This window comes from Aeromonas diversa CDC 2478-85, from assembly GCF_000819805.1.
Taxonomy (GTDB): domain Bacteria; phylum Pseudomonadota; class Gammaproteobacteria; order Enterobacterales; family Aeromonadaceae; genus Aeromonas; species Aeromonas diversa.
This window is the reverse complement of record NZ_CDCE01000034.1, coordinates 214,724-237,695: the sequence shown is the minus strand read 5'-3', so window position 1 is coordinate 237,695 and position 22,972 is coordinate 214,724. Positions and strand designations below refer to the sequence as shown.

The following is a 22,972-nucleotide window of genomic DNA, read 5'->3' as shown; positions in this document are numbered from 1 at the left end:
TTTTGATGTAATTTTCTATTTACACGCTGCCGTGTCGGGGCTAGATTGGAATTTCTCCGTTGTATGCAATCACGCAGGAAAGCCTTATGCAGCACCAGACCGACGACATTAGAATCAAGGAAATCAAAGAGTTACTGCCACCTGTCGCGGTGCTGGAGAAGTTTCCGGCCACCGAGACCGCCAGTCAGACCGTCTACGAGAGCCGTCAGGCCATTCATCGCATCCTGGCGGGTGACGATGATCGCCTGCTGGTGGTGATCGGCCCCTGCTCCATCCACGACCCGGTCGCCGCCGTCGAGTACGGTCAGCGCCTGCTGGCACTGCGCGAAGAGCTCAAAGGGGAGCTGGAGGTGGTGATGCGCGTCTACTTCGAGAAGCCGCGTACCACGGTCGGCTGGAAGGGGCTCATCAATGATCCCTACCTCGATGGCAGCTTCCGCATCAACGATGGCCTGCGGATCGGGCGCAAGTTGCTGCTCGATCTTAACGATCTCGGCATGCCGACCGCCTCCGAATTCCTCGACATGATCACCCCCCAGTACCTGGCGGATCTGATGAGCTGGGGGGCCATCGGTGCCCGGACCACAGAATCCCAGGTGCACCGTGAGCTGGCCTCTGGCCTCTCCTGCCCGGTGGGCTTTAAAAACGGCACAGACGGCACCATCAAGGTGGCCATCGATGCCATCGGCGCCGCCAGCGCACCGCACCATTTCCTGTCGGTGACCAAGTATGGGCACTCCGCCATCGTCTCTACCGCCGGTAATCCGGACTGCCACATCATACTGCGTGGCGGCCGCGAGCCGAACTACAGCGCCGCTCACGTGGCCGAGGTGTGCGGCGGGCTCGAGAAGGCGGGATTGCCGCCAAAGGTGATGGTGGACTTCAGTCACGCCAACAGCAGCAAACAGTTCAAGAACCAGATGCTGGTGGCCGAGGACGTGGCGGCTCAGATCGCCGGCGGCAGCCACGCCGTGTTCGGGGTCATGGTGGAGAGCCACCTGGTGGAGGGACGCCAGGATCTCAAAGAAGGATATGAGCTCACCGTCGGGCAGAGCATCACAGATGCCTGTATCGGTTGGGAGGATACCGAGACCCTGCTGCGCCGGCTGGCTGCGGCGATCCGCGCGCGCCGCGCCTAGTCGCGTCAGATCAAGAGGGCTGCCGGTGGCAGCCCTCTTTGTTATGCGGCGCCACGGGTGTAGGGTGGACTCAGACAGCCGTGAGGTGGAGCATGCGATCATGGTGGATAAGGCCAGACTGGCCCAGTGGCTGGCGACCTTGGGGATTCACCCCCAGGGGCGAGATCATCCACCCGTCTATACCTGTGAGCAGGCGACGGCCCTGATGGGGGATCTGCCGGGCATGCGGGTGAAAAATCTTTTGCTCACAGAGAGCCGCCGCGATCGCGTGATCCTCTTGATGGCCGAGGAGAGCACGTCCGTGGATCTCAAGCGCCTCGCCACTGCATTGGGCTGTCGGCGCCTCTCTTTCGCCTCGGCCGAGCTGCTCGAGCGTCACCTGGGGGTGAGCCCAGGCGCGGTCACGCCGCTGGCCCTGGTCAATGACGCCGAGCGGCAGGTGGAATTGGTGATGGAGCGCCGGGTGTGGGAGGCCGAGGCCCTTCAGTGTCACCCCCTGGTCAACACCACGACCTGGGTGCTACCCCAGGTGGCGTTGCAGCAACTGCTGGGTGCCCTCTCTCGCACCGTCGCCTTGGTCGAGCTCTAGCGTGCACACCAGAAAGCAGAGGGGCCCATTGGCCCCTCGTGCTTACTCGTCGTCCTCTTGCAGCAGCTGGCGACTCTGGCGGCGTACCGGCATAAAGCCGATCTCGTCGCCACCGGTATCGGCAGGCTTGCTCTTGGGAGCCGGTTTCGCGGCCTTGGCCGGCTTGGCGCTCTTGGGCGCGGCCGGTTTGGGGCCGGCTCCCTTGCCCTTGCGCGGCGGGTTTTGTACCGGCTTGCTGCCGGGCAGGGTCTGACGGGTCGGCTTGCCGCTTGGCTCGAAGCCCGGGATCTCCTCGCAGGTGAGTGACTCGCCAAGGAAACGCTCCAACGCCTTGAGCTGGGCCTGCTCCTCGGGGCAGACCAGCGAGAGGGCGACGCCACCACGGCCGGCACGGCCGGTACGGCCGACCCGGTGGATATAGTCCTCGGGGGATTGGGGCAGCTCGAAGTTCACCACGTGCTCGAGGCGATCGATGTCGAGGCCGCGTGCCGCCACGTCGGTGGCGACCAGCAGACGCACCTTGCCTTCACGAAAATCGGACAGGGCCTGGTTACGCACCCCCTGACTCTTCTCACCGTGGATGGCGATGGCGTCGTGGCCGTCGCTCTGCAGCTGGCGGGCCAGGCGATCGGCAATGTGGCGGGTGCGCACGAAGATAAGCCCCTGCTCCCACTGCTCTTCATTGATGAGGTGCGAGAGCAGCTCGCGCTTGCGCTCCCGGTCGACCCTGACGAGACGCTGGCGCACCTTCTCGGCCGTGGTGTTGGCGGGATCGACCTCGATGAGCTGGGGGTCCTTGAGCAGCTCGTCGGCCAGGCGTTTCACCTCGTCGTTGAAGGTGGCAGAGAAGAGCAGGGTCTGGCGCTCGCTCGGCAGGGTGCGCAGGATGCGCTCTATGTCCCGGATAAAGCCCATGTCCAGCATGCGATCTGCCTCGTCCAGCACCAGCACCTCGAGGCGCTCGAAGCTGAGGGCGCGCTGGGTCAGCAGATCCAGCACCCGACCCGGCGTGGCGATCAGCACATCAACCCCCTTCTTGAGGGCCTCGATATCCGGCTTGATGATCACGCCGCCATAGACGGTGAGGGGGCGCAGGGGGAGGTGACGGGCATAGTCGGTCACCTGCTGGCCTACCTGGGCGGCCAGTTCCCGCGTGGGGGTCAGGATGAGGGCCCGCACCGTGCGCTGACCGCGACCGTGGTTGTCGAGCAGCCGGTGCAGCAGGGGCAGGGCGAAGCCTGCCGTCTTGCCAGACCCGGTCTGCGCCCCACCCAGCACGTCCTTACCCGCCAGCACGGCGGGGATCGCCGCTTGCTGAATGGGGGTCGGGCTGGTGTAACCCAGCTCGTCGATGGCGCGCAGTAGATGAGGGGAAAGACCGAGTTCGTTGAAGGTCATGCAGACTCCGGGTTGGCAGGCCGGCACCCGGGTGCCGGCACATCACAGTTCAGGGGGGCGAACTATAGCAGAAGGCGAGAGAAGCCTCTACTCGCCCTGCGCCAGCAGGGTCTCGATATCGGGCACCAGACTCTCGGGCTTGGTGGTGGGGGCGTAGCGGGCCACCGGCTCCCCTTCGCGATCGAACAGAAACTTGGTGAAGTTCCACTTGACGGCTTCCAGCCCCAGCAGACCGGGGCAGCGCTGCTTGGCCCACTCGTAGAGGGGGTGGGCGTCGGGGCCATTCACGTCCCCTTTGGCCAGCAGGGGGAAGCTGACCGGGTAGGTGGTGGAGCAGAACTCGGCAATCTCTGCGGCGTCGCCAGGCTCCTGCTGACCGAACTGGTTGCAGGGAAAACCGAGCACCACCAGTCCCTTGTCACGGAAACGCTGCCACAGGGATTCGAGATCCCGGTATTGGGGGGTAAAGCCACAGTGGCTGGCCACGTTGACCAGCAGCACCACCTTGCCGTCCAGGCTCTCTACGGGGAAGGGGGTACCGTCGAGGGCGGTCAGTTCGAATTCGCTGATATGAGACATGAATCAACTCCCTTTTACATGACTAAACAAGCTGGTGAAGAGAAGAAGAATGGTTTGTCATCCTGTCTTGGGGACGCTGGAATGCGCACACCTCTCTCAATGGATTCGACATCTTGGATTTTCTTCCTCTCATGGATGCCATCGCCACCCGGGGTTGGGTAGTGGTGGATGATTTTCTCGAGCCGGCCATGGTGGCCGGATTGCGCGATGCGCTCCCCGAGACATGGCAGCCGGCAGGCATAGGCCGCGCCGCCCGGCATCAGACCAACAGCGAGGTGCGCCGCGACCAGATCCACTGGCTCGACGCCTCCGTCGCAGGGGTTGTGGCCGACTACCTGGGTATGATGGAGCAACTTCGCCTCTGTGCCAATCGAGAACTGATGTTGGGGCTCTTCGATTACGAGGCCCACTTCGCCCGCTATCGGGAGGGAGACTTCTATGGACGTCATCGGGACGCCTTCGCCGGGCGCTCCAATCGCCGTCTCACCACTGTCTGCTACCTCAATGAGGGGTGGCAGGAGGCCGACGGTGGCCTTTTACGGCTCTATGGGGATGACGAGCAGTTTCTGACGGACATCGCCCCCCGGGCGGGACGCCTGGTGGTCTTCCTCTCCGAGCCCTTCCCTCACGAGGTGTTGCCGGCCCGCGCCGAGCGTTTCAGCATCGCCGGCTGGTTTAGGGTCAACGGCCATGGCGCCGGACGGCTCGATCCCCCGCGCTAACCGCGTGGTCAATCGCGGGACTGTGGGCTGACAAGCCTTTGTCGACCTTGCTACACTGCCCCCCATCTTGCGCCGGTGGCCGATTGCAGCCCCCGGCCACTTCTCCCAAAGGGATCGCGAACGATGAAAAACATGCATGTATTGCTGCTGTGCGGTGGCGGTGGCGCCGAGCACCAAGTCTCCCTCGTCAGTGCCAATTATCTGGAGAGCAAGCTCACGGCCCTGCCCGGGGTCGAGGTGACCCGGGTCGAGATGCTTAAAGATCGCTGGATCTCCGCCGACGGTCGCGAGTGCAAACTGGGGCTCGATCGTCTGCTCTCTTTTGCCAGCGTGGCGCGTCCGGTCGACTTCGTGGTGCCCTGTATCCACGGCTATCCGGGTGAGACCGGCGATCTGCAATCCTTCCTCGAGCTGGCCGGCCTGCCCTATCTGGGATGCGGTGCCGAGGCGAGCAAGATCTGCTTTAACAAGATCACCACCAAGCTGTGGCTGACGGCCCTCGGCATCCCCAATACCCCCTATCGCTTCCTGACCGAAAACAGTGCCCAGAGCCTGGCCGAGGCCCGTGCGGCGCTGGCCGAGTGGGGAGCCCTCTTCGTCAAGGCCGCCTGTCAGGGCTCTTCGGTGGGTTGCTACAAGGTGACCGACGAGGCCTCCCTGGCCGCCGCCATCGACGGTGCCTTCGGCTACTCGGATCAGGTGTTGCTGGAGAAGGCCGTCAAGCCTCGCGAGCTGGAGGTGGCCGTCTACCAATATGGTGACGAGCTGGTTGCGACCGTGCCGGGGGAGATCTGCGCCCCGACCGATCACTTCTACACCTACGAGGAGAAGTACAGCAGTAGCAGCCATACCACCACCAGCCTGCGTGCCGAGGGGCTCAGTGAGCAGCAGATCGAGACCATCCGCACCTATGCGCTCAAGGCCTTCCGCCAGCTTGGCCTGACTCATCTCTCCCGGGTCGACTTCTTCCTGACCGAGGAGGGGGAGATCCTGCTCAACGAGATCAACACCTTCCCGGGCATGACCCCCATCTCCATGTTCCCCAAGATGCTGGAGCATCACGGACATGACGTGGGGCGTTTCCTCGAGCAGATCCTGGAGCAGGCCAGGAGCTGACCATAAAAAGGGCGCCATCGGCGCCCTTTTTCATTAACCCGCGTTGGCCACCATGGCCTTGAGCTGCTGGAAATACTGCTCATAGAGCACAGACGCCTCGCCCACGTCGGACTGGAAGTGCCCCTTCTGTTTGACCTCGTCGCCGGGGAAGATCATCGGATTGTCCCTGAACTCGGGCTTGAGCAGGGGCAGGGCATCCTTGACCGGGGTCGGGTAGCCGATCGCCTCGGCCACCTTGGCGGCCACGTCGGGGCGCATCAGGAAGTTGATTAGGGCGTGGGCCTCGCTCACGTGTTTGGCCTTGGCGGTGATGGTCAGGTTATCCATCCAGAGGATGGCTCCCTCGCTCGGCCAGGTATAAGTAATGCCGGGGTATTCCTTCTGGGCACCATACGCCGAGCCATTCCAGAGCATGCCGAGGTTCACCTCGCCGGCGATGTAGGGATCGGCCGGGTTGTCGGAGTTGAACGCCTTGACGTTGGGCATCAGCTGCTTCAGGTAGTCGAAGGCGGCCTTGATCTGGGCCGGATCCCGGGTATTGGGGTTGTAGCCAAGCTGCACCAGGGCGATGTGAAACACCTCGCGGGCGTCGTCCATCAGCAGCAGGCTCTCCTGCCACTCGGGGGCCCACAGCTGCTTCCAGCTGGTCACCGGCTTAAGGATGACGTCGCTGTTGCGGCCGATGCCGGTAGCCCCCCAGATGTAGGGGACCGAGTAGGTGTTGCCCGGATCGTATTCGTGGTTGAGCAGGGTCGGGTCCAGATGCTTGACGTTGGGAAGCTGTTTCTTGTCCAGAGGCTGGATCATCCCCTCCTTGGCCATCTTGGCCACGAAGTAGGTGCTCGGCACCACCACGTCATAGCCTTGCGGGTGGGTCTTGAGTTTGGCGTAGAGGGTCTCGTTGGATTCATAGGTGGAGTAGATCACCTTGATCCCGGTCTCTTTCTGGAATTGCTCGAGCAGGCCGTCGGGTACATATTCGGACCAGTTATAGAAGTAGACCACCTTCTCTTCGGCCAGCACCGGCTGGGTCACGAGAGTGGCCCCCAGCGCCAGGGCGGCGGCGAGGGGGGTCGCTTTTTTGAGTGCGCTGTGTGTCATCGCAAAACTCCTTGCGGGGTTTGGGGCCATGCAGGCCCGCTGTCAAAAAAGTCGCCCGTCCGGGCGACGGCTTATTTTCGGCGTAGTAACCACTGGGCGAGCAGCACCAGCGTCAGGGAGAAGCCGAGCATCAGGGTTGCCAGGGCGTTGACCTCGGGGGAGACCCCCACCTTGACCATGGAGTAGATCTTGAGGGGCAGGATCTCGTAGGCGGGTCCGGTGACAAAGGAGCTGATCACCACGTCGTCGAGCGACAGGGTAAACGCCAGCAGCCAGCCGGCGGCGATGGCGGGCATGGCCAGTGGCAGCAGAATGCGCCGCAAGATCACCCATTCGCCGGCGCCCAGATCGCGGGCCGCCTCCAGCATGCGCACATCGAACCCCACCAGGCGTGCATAGACGGTCACCACCACGAACGGCAGGCTGAAGGTGATATGGGCGATGAGCAGAGTCCAGAAGCCGAGCTTGACCCCGAGCAGCACAAACAGGGTGAGTAGGGAGATGGCCATGACGATGTCGGGGGACATCATCACCACAAACAGCAGGCCACTCACATAGGGTTTGCCGCGAAAGCGATAGCGAAACAGGGCCACGGCGGTGAGGGTGCCGATGATCACCGCGGCGCTGGCCGAGACGGCGGCGATGGCCATGGAGTGCTGGGCCGCCTGCATCAGGCTGGCGTTACCTATCAACTTCGCGTACCACTGCCAGGTGAAGCCGCGCCAGTCGATCCCGTATTTGGAGAGATTAAAGGAGTTGCCGATCAGCACCAGGATCGGGATATAGAGATAGGCAAAAATCAGGGCGAGATAGCCGCCCTTGAACAGGCGCATCATGCCAGCCCCTCCTGCTTGCTAAGCAACTTGCCGGCGCGCCAGTAACACCAGAGCAGCAGTCCCATCAAGAGGGTCAGTGTGACGCTGGTGGCGGCACCGAAAGGCCAGTCACGGGTGTGGAGAAACGCCGTCTTGATGACATTCCCGATGAGCAGGTGTTTGGCGCCACCGAGCAGATCGGAGACATAGAACATCCCCATGGCGGGCAGGAACACCAGCAGGCAGCCGGCGACTATGCCCGGCAGGGTCAGGGGCAGCACCACGTGCCGGAAGCGCTGCCAGCCGTTGGCACCGAGATCCCGGGCCGCCTCGAGCAGGCGCAGATCCAGCTTCTCCATGGCCGAGTAGAGAGGCAGGATCATGAAGGGGAGCAGCACATAGACCAGACCGATGATGACGGCGAACTCGGTGTACATCATCTGCAGTGGTCGCTCGATGAGGCCGAGATCGAGCAGTAGAGCGTTGATAAGCCCCCGGGTGCTCATCAGTACCTTGAGCGAGTAAGTACGGATGAGGGAGTTGGTCCAAAACGGTACCACCACCAGAAACAGCAGCAGGGGCCGCCAGCGCCCGGGCAAGCGCGAGACAATCCAGGCAAACGGATAAGCCAGCAGCAGGCAGCAGAGGGTGGCGACCATGGCCAGCCACAGGGAGTGGAGGATCACCTGCCAGTAGAGGGGGTCGATTAGTCTTAGGTAGTTGCCGAGGGTGAAGAGGGGGGCAATCATCTGGCTCTCGTCCCGGGTGAGCAGACTCACCGCCAGGATCATCAGGTTGGGAAAGAGCACGAACAGGGTGAGCCAGCCCAAAATGAGGGCGATCGCCAGATTGCGAAAGCCGTGGTGAGCAAAGCGCTTGTGCGAGAGATCAGTGCGGCTCATAGGGCAGTACCACCTCCCAGCTGTCGACCCAGTGAATGGCGACCCCTTGACCGAGACGGTAGTCAAAGTCAGGGTCATCCTCGTCGAAGAACTCCGAGACCAGTATGCGCTTGCCCGAATCGAGCTCGACCACCGAGTCCAGGGTCGCTCCCTTGTAGTTGCGATCCAGGATCTTGCCGGGCAGGCCGTCGGCGCGCTCGCCGGAGTCATCCATGCGCAGATCTTCCGGTCGCAGCAGCACCAGCACCCGTTGACCCGGTTTGAAGGGGAGGGCGGTGTGGATACGGCAGTCGCGTCCCTCGACCCGGGCCAGCCAGACATCCCCCTCCTGATGGGCGATGAGCTCCCCCTCCATCACGTTGATCTCGCCGATGAAGCGGGCGACGAAGAGGTTCGCCGGGGTTTCATAGATGTCGCGCGGGGTGCCGCTTTGGACTATGCGTCCGCCGTCCATCACCACGATGCGATCGGACATGGAGAGGGCCTCCTCCTGATCGTGGGTCACGAAGACGAAGGTGATGCCGAGGCGCCGCTGCAGCGCCTTGAGCTCGCTCTGCATCTGCTTGCGCAACTTGTAGTCGAGGGCCGAGAGGGATTCGTCGAGCAGCAATACCCGTGGGCGGTTGACCACGGCCCGGGCGATGGCAACCCGCTGCTGCTGCCCGCCGGAGAGTTGATCGGGCTTGCGATCGGCCAGTTCGCCAAGCTGCACCATGGCCAGCGCCTCGGTGACCCGCTCGTGGGTCTGCGCCTTGTCGATGCCCTGCATCTGCAGGCCGAAGGCGACGTTGTCGAACACCGTCATGTGCGGGAAGAGCGCATAGCTCTGGAAGACGGTGTTGATGTGTCTCTGCTCGGCCGGGATCTCCGTGATGTCATCATCACCCAGCAGAATGCGCCCCGCATCGACCGACTCGAGTCCGGCGAGCATCCTGAGCACTGTCGTTTTGCCGCATCCGGAAGGACCGAGCAGCGTGAGAAACTCGCCGTCCATGATCGCCAGATCCAAGCCTTCAATGACGGGTTTGCCGCCATACCCCTTGCTGATCCCCGTCAGCGAAACGATAGTCCTGGTGTTGTTAGTCATCTAAGCAGTCTCACCCCAGCCGGTGGCCATCAATGGAAAAGAAGCGCGCATTTTAGGGTTCCAACCCTTGAAATTAAAGCCTTTTCCCCTGCTGGGAGCACATTGTGCCACCCTGGTGTGGCGAAAAAGCTGACCCCGGCAACATTCAGGCTATAATGCGTCGCTCGGCCGTCATGCCTGTCAGTTGGATAATCACGTGAGTAACAGAATTCGTATCGGGGGCGATCTGGAGCGCTCCCTGAACCAGGGCTATCGCCTGGATATCAAAGGGATCTTGCAGGAGGGGTGGACGCAGACCCGCGCCAACGGTTTTGGACTCCTGCTGGCCATCGCCGGCGTCGTCGCCATCTGGCTGCTGTTGACCCAGACCATGGTGGCCCCCCATTTGACGGAGGAGGACGATCCTGGCTTGACCCTGCTGCTGAGCCTGCTCATCACCGTGCTGATCTCCCCTATGACGTCTGCCCTCGACATGCTTGGCGTGCAGCAATCGCTCGGGGTTCGCGCCCGGGCCGGTCAGGTGTTTGATTTTTTCAGGCACTTTGTGCGCCTCGGCTCTCTCTCCCTGCTCTCGACCCTGTGCACCAGCCTCTTTGGTCCTCTTTTTGCCGCCGTGGGCCTGCCGGTGATGCTGGCGCTGGTGCCCTCTACCCTGATCGGCATGGGGCTGCTGTTTAGCGTTCCCCTGATGCTGGAGCGAGGCGTCTCCCCCCCGCAGGCGATCCTGCTCTCCCTGCGCCTGTTCTTGCGCGGTCTACCCACTCTGCTGCTACTCCATGGCGTCATGCTCCTGCTCTTCTTCCTGGCTCTCATCCCGATGGGGCTGGGACTGCTCTGGGTAGCGCCGCTCTATTACAACGTCAAGGGGATCCTCTATCGGGATCTCTGCGGCATCGGGGTTGAGGTGACTGAAAAGCCTGCCTCCCCGGATCATTTCAACGCATAAGGAGGGACGATGAAGTCACCATGGATCGGGTTGTTGTTGCTGGCGGGCAGTGTCAGTGCCGTCCCCCTGGAGCTCGGTTACAGCGAGTTTTATAGCCAGATGAAGACCTTCGCCAAGGGCGAGTTTGGGATGGCGCGCCTCGGTTTCTATCTGACCGAGCCCCAGAGTGGTCGGCGCTGCCTCATTCGCAGCGCCAGCGTCGAAACCCTAGATCGGCATGAGCCGGCGACCGTCACCGCCGACGGGGAGCTGCGCCTGCTCTTCGATCCGGATCTCAATCTCGACAAGGCCAAGGTAGTGCTGGATATGATAGGCGAGGGGAGTGGCTGCAACATGTCGGTGCAGGTGATGGCAGATCTGCCCTCCGGTGAGGTGACGGTTGGCGATCTCGATGCGGCTCGGCAGGACATGCAGCGCCTGCTCGACAAGATGGCCGGCATGATAGGCAAACACTTCCTGCCACCGATGCGAGGGGTACACCTGGAGATGGCGCAGCCAGACGGTCGGGTTGCACTCATCGCCAAGCAGGGCGAACGCCAGCTCGTGTGGCAGAAGGGGCGCCTGGCCATCGATGATGAGACCCTCAAGGGGTCGACGCAGGATCGCCTCGCCTTTGACACGCCCCCCCTGAGAGTGACCCCCTGGCTTGGCCAATGAGCCGACAACCCATGAAAAAGGAGCCGTAGCGGCTCCTTTTTTTCACGCCAAGAGGGCTTAGCGCACCTCGATGACGTCCAGCATCTCCATCCCCTCGATGTCGAGCAGGGGGGAGGCGGGCAGCTCGGGCGGATCGAAGGCCTTGTCGCCCCCGTCGATGATGCCGGAGTCACGGTTAATGTTCTTGAAATCGAACAGCTTGTGATCGAGCAGATGGCTCGGGATAACATCCTGGATGGCGGTAAACATGGTCTCGAGACGGCCAGGGAAGCGGCGATCCCACTCCTGCATCATCTGTTTGATCGCCTTGCGTTGCAGGTTCTCTTGAGAGCCACACAGGTTGCAGGGGATGATGGGGAAGGCCTTGATCTCGGCGTAGCGAACCAGATCCTTCTCCTTGCAATAGGCCAGCGGGCGGATCACCACGTTCTTGCCGTCGTCACTCACCAGCTTGGGCGGCATGGATTTGAGCTTGCCGCCGTAGAACATGTTGAGGAACAGGGTCTCGAGGATGTCGTCGCGGTGGTGGCCCAACGCGATTTTGGTGCAGCCGAGCTCCTGGGCGGTGCGGTAGAGAATGCCGCGGCGCAGACGGGAGCAGAGGGAGCAGGTGGTCTTGCCCTCGGGGATCTTGTCCTTGACGATGGAGTAGGTGTCTTCCTGAACGATCTTGTACTCGATGCCGAGGGTATTGAGGTACTCGGGCAGCACATGCTCGGGGAAGCCGGGCTGTTTCTGGTCCAGGTTGACCGCCACCAGATCGAAGTGGATGGGGGCGCTCTGCTGCAGGTTCATCAGGATGTCGAGCATGCCGAAGCTGTCCTTACCACCGGAGAGGCACACCATGACCCGATCGCCCTCTTCAATCATGTTGAAGTCGGCGATGGCCTGACCCACGTTGCGGCGCAGGCGTTTTTGCAGCTTGTTAAAGTTGTACTTCTCTTTGGCGTTGAGCTCTTCTTGCATGACATCAAAAACCCGGGACAAAAACAGGCGGGTATTATAGCCGTGTCCCGGGTCAGGGCAAGTTAACCCTTGCGCCGCGCGTCGACCGGGCAGACGTAGCCGTCGGGTTTGAGGATCAGCATGTCGCAATCGAGCTGATCGACCACCTGCTCGGCCGTGTTCCCGAGCAGTGCCGCCGAGAGGCCGGTGCGTCCGACGCAGCCCATGATCATCAGGGTGGCGTTGAGCCGGTTGGCCATCTCGGGCAGCACCTCTTCGGGCAGGCCCTCTTCAACACGGGTCCAGGCTTCGTTGATACCATAGCGCTCGGCATGCTGGCGCAACAACTTCTCATGGTGTTGGCGAATGGCATCGTTATAGGCCTTGGGATCGAACTCGGGGAGCTCGATGGCGATATTGACCGGGGTGCCGGGATAGGTGTTGACCAGATAGAGGCTGGCATCGAGTAATTCGGCGACCTCGAGTGCCTCAGCGGTGATGCGATCGTTGAGGTTGCGCTGATCTTCGTCATCGCTAGAGCAGTTGATGGCGGCCAGTATGTTGCCACCGCGTACCCAGTGCTCCCCCTTGACCAGCAGGATGGGGCAGGGGCATTTACGCAGCAGATGCCAATCGGTTGGCGTAAAGATGAAGGTTTGCAGAAAACTGTGTCTATGGGTGGCTTTGACCACCAGATCGTGTCCTCCGGTCAGCACCTCTTGCAATATGCTCTCGAAGGGGCGGCTGTGCCAGACTACCTTGACCACTATCTTGAGTCCCTCGGCGCGATAGGGCTCCAGCAACTTTTCCAGCCAGTCACTGCGCTGGGCGATCACCCCTTCCTGCATCTCTTTGCGTTCATCGGCCGAGAGCATGGAGGTCATCTCATACGAGAAGTCGTAGATGGGCAGCAGCAGTGTCAGCTCGGCCTCTTTCTCTAGGCGGGCCACCCGCACGGCGCGATCCAGGGCAACTTGCTGCTCCAGCTCAGGATTTACGACTACCAGGATCTTGCGGTACTTGTCCATTTTCCCTCCTTGGCCCAGTCAGATGAGGCCATGACATCATTACCTTGCTACCTACAAGGTTAGATCAGACGGGAGGGAAAGGACGTGGGCCGGATCACCCTTTGGGATGCATTCCGGCCCAAAATGGATTAGCCGCAGTTGGGCTTGGCGTTGCCGCCCATGACGGCGAGTGCGGCTTGATCGAGGACGGTGATGTACTTGCCCTTGACGCTAATGAGGCCGGTCTTCTGGAAGCGGCCCAGCAGTCGGCTGATGGTCTCTACTGTGAGACCGAGGTAGTTACCGATATCGCCACGGGTCATGGAGAGGCGGAACTCCTTGGCAGAGAAACCACGTTCGGAGAAGCGCTCGGAGAGGCCGTAGAGGAAGGCCGCCAGGCGCTCCTCGGCATTCTTCTTGGAAAGCAGCAGGATCATCTCCTGATCGCCCATGATCTCGGTACTCATCAGGCGCATGATCTGCTGGCGCAGCTTGGGCATCTTGCCTGAGAGCTCGTCGAGTATATCGTAGGGGATTTCGCAGACCATGGAGGTTTCCAGCGCCTGGGCGAAGGAGGGGTGGTTCTGCTTGCTGATGGCATCGAAACCCACCAGATCGCCAGCCAGATGGAAGGCCGTGATCTGCTCGTCACCTTGCTCTGTGATGGTGTAAGACTTGATGGTTCCGGAACGGATGGCGTAGAGAGACTTGAGTTCATCGCCCGCTTTGAACAGCTCTTCGCCCTTCTGAATCGGCTTCTTGCGTTCGATGATGCTGTCAAGCTGATCCAGTTCACTCTCGTTGAGAGTAAAGGGAATACAGAGCTGACTGATACTGCAATCCTGGCAGTGAATGGCGCAACCACCACTCTGTATGCGTCTACCCGCTTTCTTTTCCGGAATCATAAGGCGCTTCGAAAGAATTGATTTATGTCAAAGAGTTTACCACTAACTACCGCCAGTTGGATAGAGTCTCAAAGTAGCCTGATGGCGACCCAGAGCGTATGTCCGCCGAGCAGCAGCATCAGTAACCCCCCCGCCAGACGCAGTTCGCGTCGGGCCAGCCAGTAACGTAGACGATCTGCCAATCCCCCCAGGGCAAACAGGGTCGGCAGGGTGCCAAGACCAAAGCTGAGCATCAGCAAGGCTCCTGCGCCAGCACCGCCAGAGGCGGCACTCCAGGTCAGTATGGAGTAGACCATGCCGCACGGTAGCCAACCCCAGATCATGCCGAAGGGGAGCGCGGCCAGAGGGCGCCGCAGAGGCAGGCAGCGCTGGGCCAGAGGGCGCAGATGCGACCACAGCCTGGCCCCCAGCTGCTCGATGCGCAGCACCCCTTGCCACCAACCGGCCAGATAGAGGCCAACGGCCAGCATCATGATTCCGGCAGCCAGTTGGAGCCAGACCAGGGCGTGTTTGCCTTGACCAATCTCGACGGCGGAGGCAAACACCCCGCCCACCAGGGCGCCGGCCAGCATGTAGCTCAGGATGCGTCCGAGGTTGTAGCAGAGCAGGTAGGCGAGGCGGCCGAGGGGATGCTGATGGGTGGCGGGAATCGCCATGGAGAGGGCGGCAGAGACACCACCGCACATGGCAAAGCAGTGGCTGCTGGCCGCCAGTCCCATCAGCAGGGCTCCCAACAGATCAAGGTTGGCGGTCATGCTCACTCTTGTGCTCTGGGGTGTGTTCGTCGAACAGGATGCTGGAGCCTTGCCGGTCGAGATCCTCGAACTGCTCGGAGCGGATCGCCCAGAAGAAGACCAGGGCGGCGATGACGACGAACAGGATGGCGATGGGGATCAGCACGAAGATGATGTTCATAGCTTGTTGAGCCTCATGGAGTTGCTCACCACGATGAGAGAGCTCAGTGACATGCCGGCCGCCGCCAGGTAGGGGGGCAACCAACCGCTGGCCGCCAGTGGCAGCACCAGCAGATTGTACCCCAGCGACCAGGCAAAGTTCTGCCGTATGATGCGCCGGGTGTGGCGCGCGAGGCGTCGAGCCTCAAGCAGTTTGCACAGGTCGTCGCCGAGCAGGATGGCATCGGCGCTGTTCTTGGCCAGATCCGTCCCGCCAGCCATGGCGAAGGAGGCGTGAGCGCCGGCCAGCACGGGGGCATCGTTGACCCCATCGCCGACCATGATGCTGATATCTCCCTTTGCCTCATGCTCCTTGAGGTAGGCGAGCTTGCCATCCGGGGTGACCCCCTTGACCAGTTCATCGATGCCGAGGTCGGCGGCGACGCGCTCGGCCTGGGCCGAGCTGTCACCGGTCAGCATAGTGACGGCGAGGCCTGCCTGTTGCAGGGCGCGGACGAGGGAGGGGGCATCGGGGCGCAGGGTATCGTCCAGCTCGAAGCGGGCCACCAGTAACCCCTCCTCCTCGAGCCATACGGTCAGTCCCTGCTCGAAGCTGGTGGGGGCCTTGAGCCAATGGGCGCTGCCGAGCCGATAGTGCTTGCCGCCTATGGTTCCCGCCACCCCACAGCCGATCTCCAGTCGATAATCGCTCAAGGGGAGCAGTATTTCATCCAGGCGAAACGCGCGGGCAATGGGGTGCTCGGAGCGTGACTCCAGGGTGGCAGCCACCCGGTGCAGGTAGTGACCATCCTGGCCTTCCATGGCTTGAATCCGCTTGAGACGGATCTCGCCGGTGGTGAGGGTGCCGGTCTTGTCGAGCACCACCCGGTTGGCCTGCGTCAGCACATCGAGCACATGGCCACGGCGCAGCAGAATGCCGCTTCGGGTGAGCCGTGCCGTGGCCGACGTGAGCGCCGTGGGGGTGGCGAGCGAGAGGGCGCAGGGGCAGGTGGCGACCAGCACCGAGAGGGTGATCCAGAAGGCCTTCTCGGGGGCATGGAAGTGCCAGAAGAGCCAGACGGCGGCGGCGATCAGCAGCAGCACCAGAATAAAGTAGCGGGAGATGATGTCCGCCATCAGGGCCAGTGCGGGCTTTTCGTCGAGGGCGCTGTCTTGCAGGCGCATGATCTGGGCGATGCGCGATTCGCTCATCTGATGGGATACCCGCAGCAACAGGGGGCTGTCACTATTGATGGTGCCGGCGAAGACCTGATCGCCCACCTGACGCACCTCGGGAATGGGCTCACCCGTGAGCATGGATTCGTCGATGCTGGCCCGCCCCTCGAGGATGATGCCGTCGGCGGGGAGGGTGGTGCCAGCCAGCACACGGATACGATCGCCAACCTTCAGGGTCTTGGCGACCACCTGGCGTTCCCCCTGTGCATCGACCAGGGTGGCCATCACCGGGATCATGCGGGCCAGGTTGGAACTCGACTCCGAGGCCTTGCGTCGGGCCCGCAGCTCGAGCAGACGGCCGAGCAACAGGAAGAAGACAAACATGGTGATGGAGTCGTAATAGACCTCACCCGTGTTGAAGACGGTGGCCCAGATAGAGGCGACAAAGGCGCCGATCAGCGCCAGTGAGACAGAGACGTCCATCGACAGATGGCCCTGACGCAGGCTGCGCCAGGCATTCACATAGAAGGGCTGGGCCGAGTAGAGCATGATAGGGGTGGAGAGCAGCAGGCTGATCCACTGGAAGTAGACGATGAACTCCTGCTCCACACTGATAAACAGATCCATGTAGAGGGCGACCGAGCACATCATCACCTGCATCGAGCCCAAGCCAGCCAGGCCCATGCGGTAGAGATAGCTCTTCACCTCCTTGGCGTAGAGCGCTTCCTGGCTGTGGGTCTGAAACGGGTAGGCGCGATAGCCCACCGCCGCAAAGCCTTTGAGCAGATCGCTTAAGGAGAGTTGTTCGGGATCCCAACGCACCTTGGCCCTGTGGGTGGTGGTATTGACGTTGATATAGCGCAGGCCAGGCAGGGTGAAGAGATGACGCTCGATGAGCCAGGCACAAGCGGCGCAGGTGAGCCCTTCTACGGTAAGCTGGATCTCTCGCTCTGTCCCCTGCTCGGTGACAAACTCCTGCTGTACCTCGGCCAGGTCATAGTTGGCCATGGCCGTCAGCTCTTCCGGTACCAGATCCCCTTTGGCACCAGGGGCTGTGCGGTGTTCGTAGTAACTGGCGAGGCCGCTGCCGAGTATGGTCTCGGCCACTGCCTGACAACCGGGGCAGCAGAAGGGTTGCCGGATCCCCTTTATCTCGAGGGCATAGTCCGCGGTGCCGAGGGGCTCACCGCAATGAAAGCAGCCACTCATCTCAACGCCCCTTGGGGTCGAGCACCTGCCCCTGTGGCAGCGGCAGGCGAACCGTTTCCTGCAGGCGCCACTCATGGTTAAAGGCATCGAGGCGTACCTGCCACTTGCCGGTGATAGGCGCATCGAGTACCAGACGATAGGTGCCGCTGGCATCGGCCGTCAGCAGGTGTTCGCTGTCGTGACCGGACAGGGTCGGGTGGAACAGAGAGAGAAAGAGTGCCTGGTTGGGGAGGATATCCCCTGTGAGTTTACGGACCGTGATGGTGTTGCCCTCGACGCGTAAATCGAAGGTGAGGCCGAGGGCCTCGGCACGGTGAAACTTACTGAGATCCTGATTGATCTCTTTACCTTGTTTGTAATAGTCCTCGGCCACCAGATTGACCCCCCCTCGACTGGCGATGATGGCTGTATAGACGCTGGCGACGACGGCACAGAGGGGAAGTGCGATGAGAAACCAGGGCCAGAACTGACGATACCAGGGTTGGGACATGATGCTACTACCGTGAAACGAATGGTTAACTAAGGGGGTTAAAAAGACCAACACAAGATAACAAAAAGCCTCGAAGAGTCGAGGCTTTTTGCTGATTACTCAAAGCGTTGTCACGCTTTAATTCTGATGGGAGAGGCTGTAGACATAAGAGGCCAACAGGTGAACCTTGTCTTCGCCCAACACATCTTTCCATGCCGGCATCACGCCCTGGCGACCATGGGTAATGGTCTCCTCGACGGTCTGACGCGAGCCACCGTAGAGCCAGGTGGTGTTGGTCAGATCGGGGGCACCGAAGGCCTCGCCGCCCTTACCCTCTGGACCATGACAGGCAGCACAGATGGCGAAGCGGGTCTGTCCCTTGCGGGCCAGCACCGGATCCACGGTACGGCCGGAGAGGCTCAGTACATAGGCCGCGACCTCCTTGACCCCATCCTTGCCCAGAGTTTCACCCCAGGCAGCCATGACGGCGTGACGACCGTTCATGATGGTGGTCTTGATTTGGTCCGGCTTGCCGCCCCATTGCCATTCACCGTCGGTCAGGTTGGGGAAGCCCTTGCCGCCGCGCGCATCTGAGCCGTGGCACTGGGCGCAGTTCTGCAGGAACAGACGTTGACCCACCTTGAGCGCCTCGGGATCCTTGGCGATCTCTTCGATGGCCTTATAGGTCTTGCCATCAGCGGTGTAGGTCAGTTCGCGGAACTTGGCGCCGAAGAGCTCGTCGGCCTTGGCATGCTCGCGGTCATACTGCACCGCCAGTCCCTGCTCCTGTGCCGAGGCAGTGGCCGCCTTGGACTCGGCCAGGGAGCGGACATCCTGGTTGGAACTCTGCCAGCCCAGCAGACCCTTCCAGTTACCCAGACCCGGGTAGGAGGCCAGGTAGATCAGGCCGAAGACGATCATGATGATGAAGAGATAGGTCCACCACTTGGGCAGCGGATTGTTGATCTCTTCGATGCCGTCGAAGGCGTGGCCCATGGGCTGACCCTCTTCGACCCCCATCTTGTCCTTCAGGCACCACCAGAGCAGGGCAAAGCAGCCCGCTATGGTCCCCAACGTGATGACGGTGACAAAAATACTCAACAGAGTGCTCATTATTGCTTCGCTCCTGCGTTCTTGTTATCGGCACTGTTTTGCTCGTCGGCAAAGATCAGGTTGGCGGCCTCGTCAAAGGCGGCCTTGCGGCGCTTGCTATAGGCCCACACGGCGATGCCGATCATGATGGCCATCAGCAGCAGGGTATAGAGTCCGCGAAAGGTGCCGTAATCCATATCCAATGTTCCTTATTTGAGGGCAGTGCCGATAGATTGCAGATAGGCAACCAGGGCATCGAGCTCGGTCTTGCCTTTCACTGCATCCTTGGCCCCGGCAATATCGGCATCCGTGTAGGGGACACCGAAGTGATCCCTGAACAGAGCCAGCTTCTTGCCGGTCAGGTCGCCGTCGATCTCGTTGTTGGCCAGCCAGGGGAAGGCGGGCATGTTGGACTCGGGGACCACGGAGCGCGGATCGATGAGGTGGGCACGGTGCCAGTCATCGGAGTAACGGGCGCCGACGCGGGCCAGATCCGGTCCGGTACGCTTGGAGCCCCACAGGAAGGGGTGCTCCCAGACGCTCTCACCGGCGACCGAATAGTGGCCATAACGCTCGGTCTCGGCACGGAACGGGCGGATCATCTGGCTGTGACAGACGTTGCACCCTTCGCGAATATAGATATCGCGACCTTCCATCTGCAGGGCGGTATAGGGCTTGAGGCCATCGACCGGCTCAGTGGTCTGCTTCTGGAAGAAGAGCGGGGTGATCTCGACCAGGCCACCCAGACTGATGGCGAAGACGATACCCAGCGCCAGCAGGGGGACGTTCTTTTCAAATATTTCGTGACGGTTATTGTTGCTCATGGATTACCTCTTCAAATCAGGCCGGCTGGGCGACGGGTTCCAGGGAGCCCTTGGGCGCAGTGATGGTGCGATAGGCGTTGTACGCCATCAGCAACATGCCGAGCACAAAGAAGCAACCACCCAGGAAGCGGACGAAGTAGAAGGGGTAGGAGGCCTGCAGGGCTTCCACGAAGCTGTAGGTCAGGGTGCCGTCATCGTTGACCGCACGCCACATCAGACCCTGCATCACACCCGAAATCCACATGGAGACGATGTAGAGCACTGTGCCCACGGTCGCCAGCCAGAAGTGGGTGTTGATGAGGCTCACGCTATACATGCGACCCTGACCGAACAGGTTCGGGATCAGGTGGTAGACGGAACCGATAGAGACCATGGCAACCCAGCCCAGTGCACCGGAGTGAACGTGACCTATGGTCCAGTCGGTGTAGTGGGAGAGCGCGTTAACGGTTTTGATCGACATCATGGGGCCTTCGAAGGTGGACATACCGTAGAAGGAGAGAGAGACGATCAGGAAGCGCAGGATCGGGTCATAGCGCAGCTTGTGCCAGGCACCCGACAGGGTCATGATGCCGTTGATCATGCCACCCCAGGAGGGGACAAACAGGATGAGCGACATGACCATGCCAAGGGACTGTGCCCAGTCCGGCAGCGCCGTGTAGTGCAGATGGTGCGGACCTGCCCAGATGTAGAGGGAGATCAGCGCCCAGAAGTGCACGATGGAGAGGCGATAGGAGTAAACCGGACGGCCAGCCTGCTTGGGCACGAAGTAGTACATCATGCCGAGGAAACCGGCAGTCAGCAGGAAGCCCACCGCATTGTGCCCATACCACCACTGCACCATGGCGTCCATGGCACCTGAGTACATGGAGTAAGACTTGGTCAGGGTCAGGGGGATCGACATGCTGTTGATGATGTGCAGCACGGCAACCGTGATGATAAAGGCACCGAAGAACCAGTTGGCCACATAGATGTGGGAGGTGGTGCGCTTCATCAGAGTGCCGAAGAAGACGATCGCGTAGGCCACCCAGACGATGGCGATGGCGATGTCGATCGGCCACTCCAGCTCCGCATACTCTTTACCACCGGTCAGACCCAAAGGCAGGGTGATTGCGGCAGAGAGGATGATCGCCTGCCAGCCCCAGAAGACGAAGGAGGCGAGCGGGCCACCAAACAGGCGGGCCTGACAGGTACGCTGAACGACGTAGAAGGAGGTGGCCATCAGGGCGCTCACGCCGAATGCAAAGATCACCGCGTTGGTGTGCAGAGGGCGCAGGCGGCTGTAGGTCAGCCAGGGAGTATCGAAGTTGAGGGCAGGCCAGATCAACTGGGCTGCAATCAGCACACCTACTGTCATGCCGACAATTCCCCAGATGATGGTCATCACGGTGAACTGACGGACAACGGTGTAGTTGTACTCAGGGTGGGTAGTAGTATGGCTCATCGTTGTTTTCCGCTTCCGATGCTGTTGTTCTAGATATGTGGCCCGAAGGCCGCTAGCAACCTTGGAGAAGTGGCCTCATTTGCCGCTCTCTTTAGGGCTTCGTTAACTGTTGTTAACAAAACGAAATCCAAAAGGGAGGTAAATGAAAACTCGGTGATGATGATAATGAAGTGACAGGTAAAATAACAGTATAAACAGTGATATATTTGAGCCCCGCCACAGCGCTAGGCGGAGTCAAAAGACCATGTTTTCGATCAAAAAAAGTACATATATTCGACATCTTTGGGGCGTTTTTTACGATGCAGGGCAAATTAACCCAGGCCAAGCTGATTCAAATTGTGATCGTGCTGGCAATTTTAATGGCGGCGTTCGCTTATCGGACCATGAGACATGAGTCCGAGCCCGCCAAACAGCCGGTAACGGATATTCAAAATTGTGATCTGTCGCACTCAGGTTGTCGGCTTAATCGCGATGGTTATTCCCTTGTCGTGACCGTCGAACCGCCGCCGATCAGGGCTGAATTGCCTTTTGTGATCAAGATTGAAGGGCTGCCAAGGCGCCCGGGCAAGGCCTGGATCGAAGGGCGAGACATGTTTATGGGGCGAATTCCCCTGACGCTCAGGCAGGAACAGGGAATATGGCTCACCGATGCCATGGTCGGAGCCTGTACCGAGCACAGCATGGTCTGGCAACTGGTGGTAGAGATAGAAGGGGAGACACCGCTTTATATTCCCTTCACTGTAACCCGTTAACACGCCTGAAAGGGGCTATTGATGCACCCTGAATGGCACTTTTGATTTTGTGATCGAGATGAGGAGCATGCCTCTGTGGTAGTGAGTGAAAAATACCGTTTTTATGATCGAGTGAGCCAGCAGGTGAAGGCGTTGATCGCGGGGGAGCCCGACATGACAGCCAACATGGCCAACGTCTCGGCGCTGCTGAACCTGGAGCTTGAAGAGATCAACTGGGTGGGTTTTTATCTGCTCAAAGGGGAGACGCTGGTGCTTGGCCCCTTCCAGGGCAAGCCCGCTTGCCTGCGAATTCCGATCGGGCGCGGGGTCTGCGGCACAGCCGTGGCCGAGAACGCGAGCCAGCTGGTGAGCGATGTGCATCAGTTTGCCGGCCATATCGCCTGTGATGCGGCCAGCAATGCCGAGGTGGTGATCCCGGTTCGGGCCCATGGCGAGGTGGTGGCGGTGCTCGATGTTGACAGTCCCCGCGTCGGTCGTTTCGACGAGCAGGACAAGGAAGGGCTGGAAAAAATCGTCTCCGTGCTGGAAGCTGAACTCTTCAAGGTTGCATGAGAGTTCGCAAACGCTCCCAACCTCTCTATAATGGGGCCCTTGTCGTCTCTGTGGGCTTGAGCCCCTGCTAATTAATAAATCAAGGTTATACATGGAAAACACTGAAAAGCTGAAGAACAGTAAAGAGGTCATCGCCTATCTGATCGAGAAGTTCCCTGCCTGCTTTATCGCAGAAGGGGAGGCCAAACCGCTCAAGATTGGTATCTTCCAGGATCTGGCGACCCGCCTGGCCGATGACCCCAAGGTCTCCAAGACCCTGTTGCGTTCAGCTCTGCGTCAGTACACCTCCAGTTGGCGTTACCTCCATGGCCTCAAGGCGGGTATCGCCCGTGTCGATCTCGATGGCAATCCGGGTGAGCTGCTGACCGAGGAGCATGTTGAGCATGCCAAACAGGCGCTCAAAGAGAGCAAGGATCGCGTCTTTGCCAGCCGTCGCACCAATAACAACGGCGACAAGCCCAAGAAGCCCCGTCGTCCGCAGCCGCGCAAGGTCTCTGCCGACGAGCTTAAGCTCGAGCAGGGCGTCAAGGTTGTGCTGGGCAAGTCCCCGGTTGCCGCTACCATCAAGGAAATCACCAAGGATGACGTGCAGGTTCAGCTGCAGACCGGCATGATGATGCGCGTCAAGTTCGAACACCTGGTCCTCTAAGGAGGCT

Annotated in this window: 26 protein-coding genes; 9 read left to right on the top strand and 17 right to left on the bottom strand. The window is 60.8% G+C overall.

The features are described 5' to 3' along the window. The first annotated feature begins 86 nt into the window (after window positions 1-86). Together aroG and BN1121_RS15395 are read left to right on the top strand one after the other, a co-directional pair. Entirely contained in the window at window positions 87-1,139 is a 1,053-nt protein-coding gene (aroG, locus tag BN1121_RS15400) for a 3-deoxy-7-phosphoheptulonate synthase AroG (protein ID WP_005357488.1), read from the top strand. 100 nt (window positions 1,140-1,239) lie between these two features. Beyond that, the gene (locus tag BN1121_RS15395; RefSeq protein WP_005357491.1) at window positions 1,240-1,728 is read left to right on the top strand and encodes a prolyl-tRNA synthetase associated domain-containing protein; all 489 of its coding nucleotides are present in this window, start codon (window positions 1,240-1,242) and stop codon (window positions 1,726-1,728) included. Window positions 1,729-1,770: 42 nt separating this feature from the next. On the opposite strand, the gene BN1121_RS15390 is transcribed toward BN1121_RS15395, so the two are convergent. Together BN1121_RS15390 and BN1121_RS15385 are read right to left on the bottom strand one after the other, a co-directional pair. Then, window positions 1,771-3,126 carry a DEAD/DEAH box helicase gene (locus tag BN1121_RS15390; protein ID WP_005357494.1) on the bottom strand — a complete coding sequence of 452 codons (1,356 nt, stop codon included), beginning with the start codon at window positions 3,124-3,126 and terminating at the stop codon, window positions 1,771-1,773. Window positions 3,127-3,213: 87 nt separating this feature from the next. After that, window positions 3,214-3,705 carry a glutathione peroxidase gene (locus tag BN1121_RS15385; protein ID WP_005357496.1) on the bottom strand — a complete coding sequence of 164 codons (492 nt, stop codon included), beginning with the start codon at window positions 3,703-3,705 and terminating at the stop codon, window positions 3,214-3,216. Window positions 3,706-3,818: 113 nt separating this feature from the next. On the opposite strand from BN1121_RS15385, the gene BN1121_RS15380 reads away from it, so the two are divergent. Further along, window positions 3,819-4,427, top strand: a complete 609-nt coding sequence (locus BN1121_RS15380; protein ID WP_197065766.1) for a 2OG-Fe(II) oxygenase — start codon at window positions 3,819-3,821, stop codon at window positions 4,425-4,427. A gap of 123 nt (window positions 4,428-4,550) precedes the next feature. Beyond that, a complete protein-coding gene (locus tag BN1121_RS15375) occupies window positions 4,551-5,543 on the top strand; it encodes a D-alanine--D-alanine ligase (RefSeq protein ID WP_005357502.1) in 993 nt (330 codons plus the stop codon). A gap of 33 nt (window positions 5,544-5,576) precedes the next feature. Here the strand turns inward: BN1121_RS15375 and BN1121_RS15370 are convergent, their stop codons facing one another. The 4 genes from BN1121_RS15370 to potA form a co-directional block, all read right to left on the bottom strand. Then, window positions 5,577-6,644 carry an extracellular solute-binding protein gene (locus BN1121_RS15370; protein WP_005357505.1) on the bottom strand — a complete coding sequence of 356 codons (1,068 nt, stop codon included), beginning with the start codon at window positions 6,642-6,644 and terminating at the stop codon, window positions 5,577-5,579. A gap of 71 nt (window positions 6,645-6,715) precedes the next feature. Beyond that, window positions 6,716-7,480 carry a spermidine/putrescine ABC transporter permease PotC gene (gene potC / locus BN1121_RS15365; protein ID WP_005357509.1) on the bottom strand — a complete coding sequence of 255 codons (765 nt, stop codon included), beginning with the start codon at window positions 7,478-7,480 and terminating at the stop codon, window positions 6,716-6,718. Then, a complete protein-coding gene (potB, locus tag BN1121_RS15360) occupies window positions 7,477-8,361 on the bottom strand; it encodes a spermidine/putrescine ABC transporter permease PotB (protein ID WP_005357512.1) in 885 nt (294 codons plus the stop codon). The genes potC and potB overlap by 4 nt, the downstream gene beginning before the upstream one ends. Further along, window positions 8,348-9,448 (bottom strand): spermidine/putrescine ABC transporter ATP-binding protein PotA, encoded by a 1,101-nt coding sequence (gene potA / locus BN1121_RS15355; protein ID WP_005357515.1) that lies wholly within the window; start codon window positions 9,446-9,448, stop codon window positions 8,348-8,350. Before potA ends, potB begins: the two co-directional genes overlap by 14 nt. 208 nt (window positions 9,449-9,656) lie before the next feature. Between potA and BN1121_RS15350 the strand changes: the two genes are divergently transcribed. Beyond that, on the top strand, window positions 9,657-10,394 hold the full coding sequence (locus BN1121_RS15350) for a hypothetical protein (protein ID WP_043157934.1): 738 nt from the start codon (window positions 9,657-9,659) through the stop codon (window positions 10,392-10,394). Between the two features lie 9 nt (window positions 10,395-10,403). Beyond that, window positions 10,404-11,051: a DUF2987 domain-containing protein gene (locus BN1121_RS15345; protein WP_005357524.1), complete on the top strand. Its 648-nt coding sequence runs from the start codon at window positions 10,404-10,406 to the stop codon at window positions 11,049-11,051. Window positions 11,052-11,108: 57 nt separating this feature from the next. Here BN1121_RS15345 and ttcA read toward each other — a convergent pair whose 3' ends face one another. The 11 genes from ttcA to ccoN all read right to left on the bottom strand — a co-directional run bounded on the left by ttcA (window position 11,109) and on the right by ccoN (window position 21,012). Continuing rightward, complete coding sequence (gene ttcA / locus BN1121_RS15340) at window positions 11,109-12,017, bottom strand: tRNA 2-thiocytidine(32) synthetase TtcA (protein ID WP_005357526.1); 909 nt, start codon at window positions 12,015-12,017, stop codon at window positions 11,109-11,111. A gap of 62 nt (window positions 12,018-12,079) precedes the next feature. Then, window positions 12,080-13,024: a universal stress protein UspE gene (gene uspE / locus BN1121_RS15335; RefSeq protein ID WP_005357528.1), complete on the bottom strand. Its 945-nt coding sequence runs from the start codon at window positions 13,022-13,024 to the stop codon at window positions 12,080-12,082. 128 nt (window positions 13,025-13,152) lie between these two features. Then, the gene (fnr, locus tag BN1121_RS15330; protein WP_005357530.1) at window positions 13,153-13,908 is read right to left on the bottom strand and encodes a fumarate/nitrate reduction transcriptional regulator Fnr; all 756 of its coding nucleotides are present in this window, start codon (window positions 13,906-13,908) and stop codon (window positions 13,153-13,155) included. A 68-nt stretch (window positions 13,909-13,976) separates the two neighbouring features. Then, window positions 13,977-14,663 (bottom strand): sulfite exporter TauE/SafE family protein, encoded by a 687-nt coding sequence (locus BN1121_RS15325; protein ID WP_005357534.1) that lies wholly within the window; start codon window positions 14,661-14,663, stop codon window positions 13,977-13,979. After that, the gene (gene ccoS, locus BN1121_RS15320) at window positions 14,647-14,823 is read right to left on the bottom strand and encodes a cbb3-type cytochrome oxidase assembly protein CcoS (RefSeq protein WP_005357536.1); all 177 of its coding nucleotides are present in this window, start codon (window positions 14,821-14,823) and stop codon (window positions 14,647-14,649) included. The genes BN1121_RS15325 and ccoS overlap by 17 nt, the downstream gene beginning before the upstream one ends. Further along, window positions 14,820-17,186 carry a heavy metal translocating P-type ATPase gene (locus BN1121_RS15315; protein ID WP_005357539.1) on the bottom strand — a complete coding sequence of 789 codons (2,367 nt, stop codon included), beginning with the start codon at window positions 17,184-17,186 and terminating at the stop codon, window positions 14,820-14,822. Before BN1121_RS15315 ends, ccoS begins: the two co-directional genes overlap by 4 nt. Window position 17,187: 1 nt before the next feature. Next, entirely contained in the window at window positions 17,188-17,676 is a 489-nt protein-coding gene (locus tag BN1121_RS15310; protein WP_005357542.1) for a FixH family protein, read from the bottom strand. Window positions 17,677-17,793: 117 nt separating this feature from the next. After that, entirely contained in the window at window positions 17,794-18,768 is a 975-nt protein-coding gene (gene ccoP, locus BN1121_RS15305; RefSeq protein ID WP_005357545.1) for a cytochrome-c oxidase, cbb3-type subunit III, read from the bottom strand. Then, window positions 18,768-18,944 (bottom strand): CcoQ/FixQ family Cbb3-type cytochrome c oxidase assembly chaperone, encoded by a 177-nt coding sequence (locus BN1121_RS15300; RefSeq protein WP_005357548.1) that lies wholly within the window; start codon window positions 18,942-18,944, stop codon window positions 18,768-18,770. Before BN1121_RS15300 ends, ccoP begins: the two co-directional genes overlap by 1 nt. Before the next feature lie 12 nt (window positions 18,945-18,956). Further along, window positions 18,957-19,571 carry a cytochrome-c oxidase, cbb3-type subunit II gene (gene ccoO, locus BN1121_RS15295; RefSeq protein WP_005357551.1) on the bottom strand — a complete coding sequence of 205 codons (615 nt, stop codon included), beginning with the start codon at window positions 19,569-19,571 and terminating at the stop codon, window positions 18,957-18,959. A 16-nt stretch (window positions 19,572-19,587) separates the two neighbouring features. After that, window positions 19,588-21,012, bottom strand: coding sequence for a cytochrome-c oxidase, cbb3-type subunit I (gene ccoN / locus BN1121_RS15290; RefSeq protein ID WP_005357554.1), 1,425 nt, complete (start codon window positions 21,010-21,012; stop codon window positions 19,588-19,590). Window positions 21,013-21,311: 299 nt separating this feature from the next. Here ccoN and BN1121_RS15285 point away from each other — a divergent pair, with 299 nt between their 5' ends. From BN1121_RS15285 to proQ, 3 genes are all read left to right on the top strand, one after another. Further along, complete coding sequence (locus tag BN1121_RS15285) at window positions 21,312-21,764, top strand: hypothetical protein (protein WP_005357558.1); 453 nt, start codon at window positions 21,312-21,314, stop codon at window positions 21,762-21,764. Window positions 21,765-21,845: 81 nt separating this feature from the next. Further along, window positions 21,846-22,316: a free L-methionine (R)-S-oxide reductase MsrC gene (msrC, locus tag BN1121_RS15280; RefSeq protein ID WP_043157939.1), complete on the top strand. Its 471-nt coding sequence runs from the start codon at window positions 21,846-21,848 to the stop codon at window positions 22,314-22,316. A gap of 91 nt (window positions 22,317-22,407) precedes the next feature. Further along, entirely contained in the window at window positions 22,408-22,965 is a 558-nt protein-coding gene (gene proQ / locus BN1121_RS15275) for an RNA chaperone ProQ (RefSeq protein WP_005357563.1), read from the top strand. Window positions 22,966-22,972: the final 7 nt, after the last annotated feature.

Excerpts from the sequence above, each read along its gene's own strand:
- BN1121_RS15325 (WP_005357534.1), bottom strand. The coding sequence starts at position 14,663 with ATGACCGCCAACCTTGATCTGTTGGGAGCCCTGCTGATGGGACTGGCG.
- BN1121_RS15370 (WP_005357505.1), bottom strand. The coding sequence starts at position 6,644 with ATGACACACAGCGCACTCAAAAAAGCGACCCCCCTCGCCGCCGCCCTG.
- ccoP (WP_005357545.1), bottom strand. The coding sequence starts at position 18,768 with ATGAGCACTCTGTTGAGTATTTTTGTCACCGTCATCACGTTGGGGACC.
- BN1121_RS15375 (WP_005357502.1), top strand. The coding sequence starts at position 4,551 with ATGAAAAACATGCATGTATTGCTGCTGTGCGGTGGCGGTGGCGCCGAG.
- potA (WP_005357515.1), bottom strand. The coding sequence starts at position 9,448 with ATGACTAACAACACCAGGACTATCGTTTCGCTGACGGGGATCAGCAAG.
- BN1121_RS15395 (WP_005357491.1), top strand. The coding sequence starts at position 1,240 with ATGGTGGATAAGGCCAGACTGGCCCAGTGGCTGGCGACCTTGGGGATT.
- aroG (WP_005357488.1), top strand. The coding sequence starts at position 87 with ATGCAGCACCAGACCGACGACATTAGAATCAAGGAAATCAAAGAGTTA.
- BN1121_RS15315 (WP_005357539.1), bottom strand. The coding sequence starts at position 17,186 with ATGAGTGGCTGCTTTCATTGCGGTGAGCCCCTCGGCACCGCGGACTAT.
- BN1121_RS15300 (WP_005357548.1), bottom strand. The coding sequence starts at position 18,944 with ATGGATTACGGCACCTTTCGCGGACTCTATACCCTGCTGCTGATGGCC.
- ccoO (WP_005357551.1), bottom strand. The coding sequence starts at position 19,571 with ATGAGCAACAATAACCGTCACGAAATATTTGAAAAGAACGTCCCCCTG.
- potC (WP_005357509.1), bottom strand. The coding sequence starts at position 7,480 with ATGATGCGCCTGTTCAAGGGCGGCTATCTCGCCCTGATTTTTGCCTAT.
- BN1121_RS15285 (WP_005357558.1), top strand. The coding sequence starts at position 21,312 with ATGCAGGGCAAATTAACCCAGGCCAAGCTGATTCAAATTGTGATCGTG.
- BN1121_RS15310 (WP_005357542.1), bottom strand. The coding sequence starts at position 17,676 with ATGTCCCAACCCTGGTATCGTCAGTTCTGGCCCTGGTTTCTCATCGCA.
- BN1121_RS15345 (WP_005357524.1), top strand. The coding sequence starts at position 10,404 with ATGAAGTCACCATGGATCGGGTTGTTGTTGCTGGCGGGCAGTGTCAGT.
- uspE (WP_005357528.1), bottom strand. The coding sequence starts at position 13,024 with ATGGACAAGTACCGCAAGATCCTGGTAGTCGTAAATCCTGAGCTGGAG.
- ccoS (WP_005357536.1), bottom strand. The coding sequence starts at position 14,823 with ATGAACATCATCTTCGTGCTGATCCCCATCGCCATCCTGTTCGTCGTC.
- proQ (WP_005357563.1), top strand. The coding sequence starts at position 22,408 with ATGGAAAACACTGAAAAGCTGAAGAACAGTAAAGAGGTCATCGCCTAT.
- BN1121_RS15385 (WP_005357496.1), bottom strand. The coding sequence starts at position 3,705 with ATGTCTCATATCAGCGAATTCGAACTGACCGCCCTCGACGGTACCCCC.
- fnr (WP_005357530.1), bottom strand. The coding sequence starts at position 13,908 with ATGATTCCGGAAAAGAAAGCGGGTAGACGCATACAGAGTGGTGGTTGC.
- ttcA (WP_005357526.1), bottom strand. The coding sequence starts at position 12,017 with ATGCAAGAAGAGCTCAACGCCAAAGAGAAGTACAACTTTAACAAGCTG.
- potB (WP_005357512.1), bottom strand. The coding sequence starts at position 8,361 with ATGAGCCGCACTGATCTCTCGCACAAGCGCTTTGCTCACCACGGCTTT.
- ccoN (WP_005357554.1), bottom strand. The coding sequence starts at position 21,012 with ATGAGCCATACTACTACCCACCCTGAGTACAACTACACCGTTGTCCGT.
- BN1121_RS15390 (WP_005357494.1), bottom strand. The coding sequence starts at position 3,126 with ATGACCTTCAACGAACTCGGTCTTTCCCCTCATCTACTGCGCGCCATC.